Origin of the sequence: Sulfitobacter sp. (assembly GCF_041552635.1) — a bacterium.
Classification (GTDB): domain Bacteria; phylum Pseudomonadota; class Alphaproteobacteria; order Rhodobacterales; family Rhodobacteraceae; genus Sulfitobacter.
Genome location: NZ_JBFEKM010000149.1, coordinates 1 through 10,480 on the forward strand (window position 1 = coordinate 1; position 10,480 = coordinate 10,480).

The window sequence follows — 10,480 nt, forward strand, 5'->3', positions numbered from 1 at the left end:
AGCTTTGCAATCTTGATGAGCTTGCTGACACTGGCCGACCTGCGGGTGCCGCAACTGGCCCCGGTGTGGGCCCTCGGGCTGACCCGCCGCAGATTGGGCTGGCTTGAGCTGTTGCGCGCCGTCTTGCTTGCAGGGCTGGTCTTTGTCTGCGCGATCCCGATGGGGCTTGGGCTGGCGTGGGTTTTGCTGTCCGTCATCAACGTCGAGGCCTTTGGCTGGAAGTTGCCGATGTACCTGTTTCCGTTCGATTATTTGCGGTTGGGTTTTTACGCGATGGTGGCCGCGTTTCTGGCGGCGGCATGGCCGGCGTTGCGCCTGATGCGCACGCCACCCGCCACATTACTAAGGGTTTTTGCACGTGAACGTTAAGCTATTGGTCTTTCTATTGCTCTGGCCGTTTTGCGCGGCAGCACAGGGTTTTTCGGGCCTTGGCACCGACGCCCAAGGGTTTGCGACTCCGATACCGGGGGTGCCCTTCAGCTTTCCCGCCGATCACGGTGCCCATCCGGATTATCGGATTGAATGGTGGTATCTGACGGCAAACCTCAGTGGACCTGACGGGACGGCTTATGGGGTGCAGTGGACGCTGTTCCGGTCGGCACTCGCACCGGGCGAGGCACCAGGCTGGCAATCGCCGCAAATCTGGTTCGCCCACGCGGCGGTGACGACACCGGAGCAGCATTTCGCCACCGAACGCTTTGCCCGTGGCGGCATCGGGCAGGCGGGTGTTCAGGCCAGCCCGTTTCGGGCATGGATCGACGAATGGGCGCTGCAGGGGCCGGATTTCAACACGATGACCCTGACCGCAAAGGGGCCTGACTTTGGCTATGACATGTCGCTGGACGCACAGGGCCCGTTGGTTTTTCACGGCGATGACGGCTATTCGGTCAAATCAGCCCAAGGGCAGGCGAGCTATTATTATTCCCAACCGTTCTTTGAGGTAAAGGGCACGCTGTACCTTCCGACAGGTCCGGTTGTCGTGACGGGCACCGCATGGCTTGACCGTGAATGGTCATCGCAGCCGCTGTCAGGGCAGCAATCGGGCTGGGACTGGTTTTCACTGGCCTTTGCGGGTGGGGCGAAACTGATGGGGTTTCAGCTACGCGACACGGCTGGGCCACCTTATACCTCGGCGACCTGGATCGAACCGGACGGGCAAACGACAGCTTATCCAGACGGGGCGTTTGCCGCGATGCCTGTGAAACAAAGCACGGTCGAGGGCCGCCAAATCCCCACGACATGGCGGGTGACATTGCCGCAGAGGGGGCTGGACGTCAGTGTCACGGCGCTGAACCCCTTTGCATGGATGGGGCTTTCGGTGCCCTATTGGGAAGGTCCGGTCACCGTGTCGGGCAGCCACACAGGACAGGGATATCTGGAGATGACAGGCTATGAGTAACTCCGCCGACCTTGGGGCGTTTCTGGATGAAGCATGGCAGCACCTTGACCGTGGTGTCGCCGACAGCCGGTCGCCCGCACGTTTTCCGACATTTGTGACTGTGGCCCCCGACGGCACACCGCAGGCCCGCACAGTTGCGTTGCGCGCCGCCACCAGAACAGGTGCTGTTCTTGAGGTGCATACAGATATCGCCACCGCCAAGGTCACCGCATTGCGCCAGAATCCGGTGGCCGCGTTTCATATCTGGGTGCCAGAGGCGGACCTGCAAATCAGGCTTACCACTAGGGTCGAGATTTTGACCGGTCCCACGATTGACCCGCAGTGGGAAAAGGTGCCAGCGGCATCGCGTGTGTCTTATGGCACTTTGCCTGTGCCGGGCTGCCCCATTGCGGATGTCTTTGCCTATGAAAAACCCGCCGACAGGGCGCGGTTTGCCGTGCTCAGATGCAGCGTGCAGCACATAGATCTGGTGCATCTGGGGCCAAGGCACCGGCGCGCGGTCTATCGGGCAGGGGATGGATGGACCGGCGCGTGGGTTGCGCCGTGATCGGTGCATATCCGGCGGTGACCGCCGCGCGAGCTTGACCAAATCAAGCCTTGACCAAAACCTGACCGCCAAAACATAACTTTGACAAGGGTGTTGCGGGCGACGCTATTGGGCACACCCACAGCATATCTGAAACTATCTGAGGGGAGAGTACACATGAACGATCTTGACGGGCGCATCGCATTGGTTACCGGATCGGCCACAGGGTTGGGGCGTTCCATCGCGGCCAAGCTGGCGGAACGCGGCGCGGATGTGATCATCAACTATTCACGGTCCGCGGCCGAGGCCGAAGAGGCCGCCGATCTGTGCCGCGCTGCCGGATCGCAGGTCGAGATCGTTCAGGCAGACGTCGCCGAACCCGAGGGCTGCAAGGCATTGGCAGATGCCGCGCAGCGGCGCGGGCGGTTGGATATTCTGGTCAATAACGCTGGCATTACCCGACATGCGCGGGATCATTCCGATCTGGATGCCCTGTCCAAGGCCGATTTCATAGATACCTACGCGGTGAACGTGGTCGGGCCCTATCTGATGTTGCAGGCGACCAAAGCGCTGCTGGCGGTGGCGCATCAGACAACCGGACGGGCCAGCACCGTGCTGAACACGTCGTCTATCGCGGGGATCAAGGGCATCGGGTCATCGGTGGCCTATGCCGCATCCAAGGGCGCGCTGAACACGATGACGGTGTCCCTTGCGCGTGCACTGGCCCCTGCGATCCGGGTCAATGCGATTTGCCCCGGCTTCATCGCCACACGCTGGTTCAGGGATACGATGGACGAAGATGCCTTTGCCAAAACGCTTGAGCGGATCGAAACTGCAACGCCCCTTGGGGTGGCATCCGGCCCCGACGATATCGCGGATGCCGCGATGTTTTTCCTGTCGGACGCGTCAAGGCACGTAACAGGGGAATTATTGCTGGTCGACGCAGGCTTGCACTTAAGCTGATCCGCCAGAGGTTCTGCGGATTTTCGCGGCTTAGACGGGGTTTGTTTCGGTCAGTAAAACAAACCCCGTCCCGGCCGCCCTTCAAACCCGCAATAACGTAACCTTATGTTGACAGGTCAAAAGCAAGGCACCTATCCTTTCCACAGGGCGGAATAGCGTTTCATCAGAAAACGGGACCGCCAGACCCGGTCGGCCCCCTTACGGCGGTGCCGGGCCGGATTTTTTGGGAGGAAACCATGAACTACCTTACAACCACAATTGCGGCTTTTGGCATGACCGCCACGATGGCGGCCGCACAAGATATTGATCTGCCAAAGCAGCTGAACTGGACGGCCTATGATACCGGATCAGCGGGCTACAATCAGGCTGTGGCGATTGGCGCTGCGTTACAGGATGCAACGGGCGTTAACCTGCGCGTGCTGCCCGGCAAGAACGACGTGTCGCGGACCGAACCGCTGCGTCAGGGCCGTGTCGAATTTTCGGCAACCGGCGTCGGCGGCAGCTTTATGGCGCAAGAGGGCGTGTTTGACTTTGGCGCTGAAAACTGGGGCCCACAGCCGATCCGCGTGCTGATGGCGAACAACGGTGGTGCGATCAACCTTGCCGTCGGTGTCGCCGGTGATCTGGGGATCGAAACCTATGCCGATCTGAAAGGCAAACGTGTTGCCTATATCGTTGGTGCGCCCGCGCTGAACGTGAATACCGAAGCCTATCTGGCTTATGGCGGCCTGACGTGGGATGATGTGGAACGCGTCGATTTCGGCGGCTTTGGGGCCAGCTGGACCGGTCTGATCGAAGGTCAGGTCGATGCGGCATTCGCTTCTACCAACTCGGGTAAGGCATATGAAGCCGAGGCAGGCCCGCGCGGGCTGTTGTGGCCACCGATTGATCCGGCCAACACCGAAGGCTTTGCACGGATGCAGGAAATCGCGCCGTTCTTTAACATCAACAAGGCAAGCGTCGGTGCCACGATTGACGGGACCGATGGCTATCAGGGGGCGGGCTATGCGTATCCTGTGCTGACAGCGATGGCCGCGTCGGACGAAGGTCTGGTCTATAACATGACCAAGGCGATGGTTGAACTGTTCCCGAAATATGACGGCAATTCCCCCGGCATCGGTGGTTGGGCGCTGGACAAGCAGAACATGGAATGGGTCGTTCCCTATCATGAAGGTGCCATCCGCTACTTCACAGAAGCGGGCGTCTGGAATGACAAAGCTCAGGCGCATAATGACAACCTGATTGCACGTCAGGACGCGCTGGCCGCAGCATGGGAAGCAACCAAGGCCGCCGCCCCCGCAGATTGGGAAGCAGCATGGTCCGAAGCACGTCGCAAGGCATTGATGGATGGCGGCTTTTCGGTCGTATTCTAAATTTTGCTAAATGCTTTGATCGGCCGGTTTTTCTGAAACCGGCCGGTTTGTCATGTTCATCCCAAACACGAGTGCGCAAATGACCGAACACGATACCCCCCCCGCTGGATCCAAAGGCTTGGAACAGGTCGCCATTGACGGCGCAACTCCGGCCGAGCTTATCTCGGGACCCGCCCGCTGGGTCGTGGTGATCGGCACATTGCTGTCGCTGGTTTTGGTGATCAACCAACTGTTCAACATCCAGCTGCTGGGGATTGTCCTGATCGAGGGGCGGTATCTGTACGTCTTGGGCGGTCTTTTTCTGGCGTTAAGCTTTCTGATCTTTCAGATGCGCGGCGGCAAGGGCGGCAATCCATCGCTGCTGGATTGGCTGCTGTTTGCTCTGTCCATCGCCTGCACCGGTTATCTGGCGCAAACGGCGCAGCAAAACCTGTCGCAAGGCTGGGAATATGCCGCACCGGAAATGGCGCAATATGTATCGGTGGTATTCTTTTTTCTGATCCTCGAGGCGACACGCCGCGCCGGCGGGTTGGTTTTGTTCATCATCGTCACCGTCTTTGCGTTCTATCCGACCTTTGCAGGGCAGGTGCCTGATCCTTTTTCGGGGTTCCAAAGCACGTTCATGCAGACGGTACCCTATCACATCTATTCCGCCGAAAGTTCATTCGGCATCCCGATGAAGGCCTTTGGCGGCGTGGTTATCGGGTTCATCTTGTTCGGTGCTGTGTTGCAGCGCACAGGTGGCGGGCAATTCTTTAACGATCTGGCATTAGGGCTGGTCGGCGGCTATCGCGGCGGCGCGGCAAAGGTGTCGATTTTTGCCAGCGGTTTTATGGGGTCGATGTCCGGATCTGTGATCTCGAACGTGCTGACCACCGGGGCGGTGTCGATTCCCGCGATGCGCAAGACGGGTTTTTCCGCCAAGACTGCGGCTGCGACCGAAGCCTGCGCCTCCACCGGGGGCGTCTTGATGCCGCCAATCATGGGGGCCACGGCGTTCGTGATGGCGTCGTTCCTGTCGCGCCCTTACGTTGAAATTGCCTTGGCTGCGGCCATTCCCAGCCTGCTGTTCTATTGGGGGCTGTTCACCCAGATCGACGCCTATTCGGCCAAGCGTGGCCTGCGCGGTCTGCCCAAGCCCGATCTTCCCCGCCTGCGCGAGGTGATGATCGAAGGCTGGCCCTACATCTTTGTCTTTGCGCTGCTGCTCTATATGATGATCGGCCTGCGGCAGGAATCTTCGGCACCGTTTTATGCCACAGCGTTGCTGCTGGTGGTCAACCAGTTCCGCGCCAGCCACCGCCTGAACGTGACACGGCTTGGCAACATGATTGTCGGCGTCGGTATGGGGCTGGCCGAACTGACTGCGATCCTGTTGGGCGTGGGCCTGATCGTGGGATCGTTTTCGGCGACGGGGCTGGCCGGAACGCTGGTCAACGAACTGGTGTTCATTGCGGGCGACAACACGCTGGTGCTGCTGTTGATGGGGGCCGTGACGGCGTTTATCTTTGGTATGGGGATGACGGTCACGGCCTGCTACATTTTCCTAGCCGTTGTTCTGGCCCCCGCACTTGAGGCGGGCGGCTTGAACCAATTGGCCGTGCATCTGTTCATCCTGTATTGGGGCATGGTCAGCTATATCACGCCACCGGTTGCCCTTGGGGCCTTTGCCGCGTCGACCATGGCGGGGTCAAACCCCATTGCCACAGGGTTCGAGGCGATGCGCCTTGGCGGGGTCATCTATATCGCGCCGTTCTTCTTTGTGCTGAACCCCGCCTTGATCGGGCAGGCACCTGCATGGGAGGTCACTGTCGCACTTAGCTGTGCCTTGTTGGGTGTCGCGATGATCTCGTCGGCGTTGCAGGGCTATGTCAGCCTTGTCGGCCCCTTGGACGGCGGTGCGGGATTGCCGTTGCGGATCATGCTGTTCTTTGGCGGGGTCTTGATCGCGATGCCGCACAACGAACTGGCCAATCTGGGGTATGCGCTGTCGTTCCTGATCGGTGCCGCATTGTGCGCGCTGCCAATCTTTGTCGCGTGGCGGGCGAATACGACGGACCCCCGACCAGCCTAGGATCGCAGCACCCTTTCGGCCAGATAGCGGCTAAATATTAATCAACACGCAGGCGCGATGCCTGAAAACTGTGCACTGCTGTGGGCGCATCCGTTTTAGACGCGGGTGCGCTTGCCGGGGATGGTCCGCTCTCACATCATGGTCCTGAGTTTTCGGCTAGGGTTCCGGCGCTGATGCGTGTCTGGTCCGAGAGCCGAAGCTGGCGGGACAGAAAAATCCGTCAGATGCACGGCGGGACAAAAGCCCGGGAGACCTCGCAAGACCAAGGGATTGGCGGCGATGATCTGTATCCAATCCCTTTTTACAAAATGAAAAGGGACTGACATGAAAATCAACCGCAGAACCACACTTGCCGCCTTGGCCGCCATCGGTGTGCTAAGCTTTGGACAAGCCGCCACAGCCCAAGAGAAAACGGATTTCAAGGTCGCTTGGTCGATTTATGTGGGCTGGATGCCGTGGGGCCATGCCGCCGATACCGGCATTGTCGACAAATGGGCCGACAAATACGGCATCTCGATCGAAGTCACGCAATTCAACGACTATGTGGAATCGATCAATCAATACACGGCGGGCGGCTATGATGCGGTGACGCTGACCAACATGGATGGCCTGTCGATCCCGTCGGCGGGCGGCGTGGATACCACGGCTGTCATCGTCGGTGATTTTTCGGATGGCAATGACGCGGTGTTCATCAAGGACGGCACCGCGCTGGCCGATATCGCTGGGCGCGATGTGAACTTGGTTGAGTTTTCGGTCTCGCACTATCTGCTGGCGCGCGCGCTGGACAGCGTGGGGATGTCTGAACGGGACGTCAAAGTGATTAACACCGCTGACCCCGACATGGTGGGCGCGTTCCAGACCGATGACGTGACCGCGATGGTGACGTGGAACCCGATGGTATCCGAAATCGAAACGCTGTCCGGCGCGGTCAAGGTATTCGACAGCTCGCAAATCGAGGGCGAGATTATCGACCTGATGGTCGCGAACACCGACGTGTTGGCGGATAATCCGAAATTCGGTCAGGCGCTGGCGGGAATCTGGTACGAAACGATGACCTTGATGACTGCTGACACACCCGAAGGTGCCGCCGCGCGGGCTGCCATGGGGGCTGCGTCCGGGACAGATCAGGCGGGATTCGAGGCGCAGATGGCCGCGACCAAGCTGTTCTCTGATCCAGCCGAGGCGGTCGCCTTTACTGCGTCGTCCGATCTGGCGGGGACGATGAACTTGGTGCGGGCGTTCTTGTTCGACAAAGGGCTTTTGACACCCGGTGCGACATCCGAGGATGCGATCGGGATTGCACTGCCAGACGGTACGATCTTGGGCGATACGGACAATGTCAAATTCCGCTTTGATACGATGTTCATGCAGATGGCCGCCGACGGCGCGCTGTAGGCAGGACCGGTCGGATGCGCCTGATCAACCAACAGCTGTCGCCGGTGGCGGCGACAGCGCTGAAGTTCGCGCCGTTCGCGGCGTTGATTCTGGCGTATCTGGTGGGGTCTTCCCTTCGGTTGGCCGAAAACCCCAGTGACAAGCTGTTGCCAGCCCTGACCAGCATTGCGAATGCCGTCGATCTGATGGCTTTCACACCTGACCGGCGCAGTGGCGATTACCTGCTGTGGACCGACACATGGTCAAGCCTGAAACGGCTTGGCGCAGGTCTGGGCATATCGACGGTGCTGGCCTTGGGTGTCGGCATCAGCATCGGCATCCTGCCGTTCTTTCGCGCGCTGCTTTCCCCTTTCGTCAGCTTTGTATCCATGGTGCCGCCCTTGGCGCTGCTGCCGATCCTGTTTATCTTGATGGGCTTGGGCGAGACGTCAAAGATCGCCCTGATCGTCATTGGTGTCGCCCCGATCATGATCCGCGATCTGGCGCAAACGGTGCTGGCCTTGCCTCGCGAACAGATCGTCAAGGCGGAAACATTGTCGGCCTCAAGCTGGCTGATCGCGCTGCGCATCGTCTTGCCCCAAGCCTTGCCGCGCCTGCTGGCCAGCCTGCGGCTGCAACTGGGGCCTGCGTTCTTGTTCCTCATCGCGGCCGAAGCTATTTCAGCCGATAGCGGCCTTGGCTACCGGATCTTTCTGGTGCGTCGCTATCTGTCGATGGACATCATTTTTCCTTACGTCGCGTGGATTACCTTTCTGGCGGCCAGTGCTGATTTCGGCATCGACCGGTTCCGCCGCTGGCTGTTTCCGTGGTCAGATCTGGAGGGCGGCAAATGACAGCCCTGACGTTGCAGAATGTCTGGAAGGAATACGGCAACCAGATCGTCATCGAAAACCTGAGCCTCGAGATCGCGCCGCGGTCTTTCGTGGCGCTGGTCGGCCCGTCGGGTTGCGGAAAGTCGACCTTGCTGCGGCTGTTGCTGGGGCAGGAAAGGGCGACCCGTGGCACGATCTTGCTGGACGGCGCGCCATTGCCAGATGAACCCGGCCCTGATCGCGGCGTAGTCTATCAGCGCTATTCGGTATTTCCGCATCTGACGGTTCTGGGCAACGTCATGCTGGGCCCTGAATTGCAGTCAGGTCGCGTGTCTGGGCGCAGTTTTGGTGCCGCGCGCCGCGCCCTTATCGCGGTGGCAGAGCAGATGATCGCTGATGTGGGCCTTGCTGGATCAGAAAACAAATACCCCGCGCAACTCTCTGGCGGGATGCAGCAGCGCCTTGCGCTGGCGCAGGCCTTGATGATGAAGCCGAGGGTTTTGCTGCTCGACGAACCCTTTGGCGCGCTGGACCCCGGTATCAGAACCGACATTCACCACCTGATGAAACGCTTGTGGAACGAACGCCCCATGACGGTGGTGATGGTCACCCATGACCTGCGCGAGGCCTTTACCCTTGGCACCCGTGTTGTCGCCCTTGGCCGCACCCGCAACCGCCCCGAAGAAGCAGACCGCTATGGCGCGCAGGTCACCAACGACATTGTCATCTGGCCGCCCCGCGTGGCCGGGGGCCGCACCTTGTTCGACAACGAATACGCCCTTGGTTGGGACGACCCGACCATTCAAGCCGTGACATCGGGACGACCCGATCAACATCCGGAGACCTAAGATGCACGTCCACCGCACCCCCGAACAGATCAACGCAGATCGCCAGCGCTATCTGGAACATCAACGCATGGGGCTTGAATCGTCGCCCGGTGTGCTGCCCATGGCCAGCCCGCGCCCCGCACCTGACATCGACGGGACTTCGGTCTTGCTGTCCAAGACGGTGCCCGGGGGCTGGTACACGACGCTAAGCATCGCCAAAGGCGAAGTGCTGCGGCTTGCGCCACAAGGGGCGGTGTCGGCTGTGTCCCTTGCCGCTTGGGCTGCCGCAGATACGTCCGAGCGGATGAACTTGCCCGACACCATCAAGCTGCAATGGACAACCGAGCTGTGCAAAGGGCGGGTGATCTTTTCGGACATGGGCCGCGTGATGCTGTCGATTGTCGAGGACAGCAGCGGTGCCCATGATGCGCTGACGGGCGGATCCACACCTGCGACGGTTGAAAAGTACAACGATCCAGGGATGCGCAACACCCGCGATAACATGGTATTGGCAGCCGCCAAGCTGGGGCTGGACCGGCGCGATATTCCGCCACTGTTCACGCTTTTTGCACCGGTTCGGGTGCAGGCCGAAGGGGCGTTCGAATGGCGCGGGTCAATGGTGTCACAAGGCGACTGGATTGAACTTCGTGCTGAAATGGATTTGCTTGTGGCCCTATCCAACTGCCCGCATCCGCTGGACCCGCGTGCCGCAACCACTCCCGATGCCGTCATGGTGACCAAGGTTTCCGCCGCCCATGTGCCCGCGGATGACCTGTGTCGGACTGCGACTGCCGAAGCGCAACGTGGCTTTGAAAATAATGCCAAGGCAAAGGGTTAGGATCATGGATCAAGCATATGATATTCCCGCGGAAAAGCCATGGTCCGGTATCGTCAAGAAGGGCCAAACCATCCGTATCGAAGATACCTATGGCCAGCAGGCAATCGACACGATTTTCTATCGTGCCGATGATTTTGGCGAACGCTATTCCAGTCAGGACACCCTGCGCGCCCAAGGGGCCGCCTATATTACCACGGGCACGCAGTTGATGTCCTCTGAGGGACGCGTGATGATGACCGTGACCGCAGATACGTCAGGCCGCCATGACACGTC

11 protein-coding genes and 1 riboswitch are annotated in these 10,480 nt (G+C 60.0%); all 11 genes read left to right on the forward strand.

Annotated features, from left to right (window positions below; translation table 11 throughout):
• The coding region (locus ABYT07_RS15830) for an FtsX-like permease family protein (RefSeq protein WP_372993001.1) at positions 1–369 on the forward strand (369 nt) is incomplete at its 5' end.
• A complete protein-coding gene (locus ABYT07_RS15835) occupies positions 359–1,399 on the forward strand; it encodes a lipocalin-like domain-containing protein (RefSeq protein ID WP_372993002.1) in 1,041 nt (346 codons plus the stop codon). The genes ABYT07_RS15830 and ABYT07_RS15835, both read left to right, overlap by 11 nt.
• Positions 1,392–1,946, forward strand: coding sequence for a pyridoxamine 5'-phosphate oxidase family protein (locus tag ABYT07_RS15840; RefSeq protein ID WP_372993003.1), 555 nt, complete (start codon positions 1,392–1,394; stop codon positions 1,944–1,946). The genes ABYT07_RS15835 and ABYT07_RS15840 overlap by 8 nt, the downstream gene beginning before the upstream one ends.
• 156 nt (positions 1,947–2,102) lie before the next feature.
• A complete protein-coding gene (locus ABYT07_RS15845) occupies positions 2,103–2,888 on the forward strand; it encodes an SDR family NAD(P)-dependent oxidoreductase (RefSeq protein WP_372993004.1) in 786 nt (261 codons plus the stop codon).
• A 236-nt stretch (positions 2,889–3,124) separates the two neighbouring features.
• On the forward strand, positions 3,125–4,261 hold the full coding sequence (locus ABYT07_RS15850) for a TAXI family TRAP transporter solute-binding subunit (protein ID WP_372993005.1): 1,137 nt from the start codon (positions 3,125–3,127) through the stop codon (positions 4,259–4,261).
• A 79-nt stretch (positions 4,262–4,340) separates the two neighbouring features.
• Positions 4,341–6,335, forward strand: coding sequence for a TRAP transporter permease (locus tag ABYT07_RS15855; RefSeq protein ID WP_372993006.1), 1,995 nt, complete (start codon positions 4,341–4,343; stop codon positions 6,333–6,335).
• 145 nt (positions 6,336–6,480) lie between these two features.
• A riboswitch (guanidine-I (ykkC/yxkD leader) is annotated at positions 6,481–6,588 on the forward strand.
• A 71-nt stretch (positions 6,589–6,659) separates the two neighbouring features.
• Complete coding sequence (locus ABYT07_RS15860) at positions 6,660–7,730, forward strand: putative urea ABC transporter substrate-binding protein (RefSeq protein WP_372993007.1); 1,071 nt, start codon at positions 6,660–6,662, stop codon at positions 7,728–7,730.
• Between the two features lie 14 nt (positions 7,731–7,744).
• Positions 7,745–8,563, forward strand: coding sequence for an ABC transporter permease (locus ABYT07_RS15865; RefSeq protein ID WP_372993008.1), 819 nt, complete (start codon positions 7,745–7,747; stop codon positions 8,561–8,563).
• Positions 8,560–9,390: an ABC transporter ATP-binding protein gene (locus tag ABYT07_RS15870; protein ID WP_372993009.1), complete on the forward strand. Its 831-nt coding sequence runs from the start codon at positions 8,560–8,562 to the stop codon at positions 9,388–9,390. The genes ABYT07_RS15865 and ABYT07_RS15870 overlap by 4 nt, the downstream gene beginning before the upstream one ends.
• 1 nt (position 9,391) lies before the next feature.
• Positions 9,392–10,207: an urea amidolyase associated protein UAAP1 gene (locus ABYT07_RS15875; RefSeq protein ID WP_372993010.1), complete on the forward strand. Its 816-nt coding sequence runs from the start codon at positions 9,392–9,394 to the stop codon at positions 10,205–10,207.
• A 4-nt stretch (positions 10,208–10,211) separates the two neighbouring features.
• Positions 10,212–10,480 (forward strand): DUF1989 domain-containing protein (locus ABYT07_RS15880; RefSeq protein WP_372993011.1); only part of this gene is annotated, 269 nt, incomplete at its 3' end.

Excerpts from the sequence above, each read along its gene's own strand:
- ABYT07_RS15840 (WP_372993003.1), top strand. The coding sequence starts at position 1,392 with ATGAGTAACTCCGCCGACCTTGGGGCGTTTCTGGATGAAGCATGGCAG.
- ABYT07_RS15845 (WP_372993004.1), top strand. The coding sequence starts at position 2,103 with ATGAACGATCTTGACGGGCGCATCGCATTGGTTACCGGATCGGCCACA.
- ABYT07_RS15850 (WP_372993005.1), top strand. The coding sequence starts at position 3,125 with ATGAACTACCTTACAACCACAATTGCGGCTTTTGGCATGACCGCCACG.
- ABYT07_RS15855 (WP_372993006.1), top strand. The coding sequence starts at position 4,341 with ATGACCGAACACGATACCCCCCCCGCTGGATCCAAAGGCTTGGAACAG.
- ABYT07_RS15860 (WP_372993007.1), top strand. The coding sequence starts at position 6,660 with ATGAAAATCAACCGCAGAACCACACTTGCCGCCTTGGCCGCCATCGGT.
- ABYT07_RS15865 (WP_372993008.1), top strand. The coding sequence starts at position 7,745 with ATGCGCCTGATCAACCAACAGCTGTCGCCGGTGGCGGCGACAGCGCTG.
- ABYT07_RS15870 (WP_372993009.1), top strand. The coding sequence starts at position 8,560 with ATGACAGCCCTGACGTTGCAGAATGTCTGGAAGGAATACGGCAACCAG.
- ABYT07_RS15875 (WP_372993010.1), top strand. The coding sequence starts at position 9,392 with ATGCACGTCCACCGCACCCCCGAACAGATCAACGCAGATCGCCAGCGC.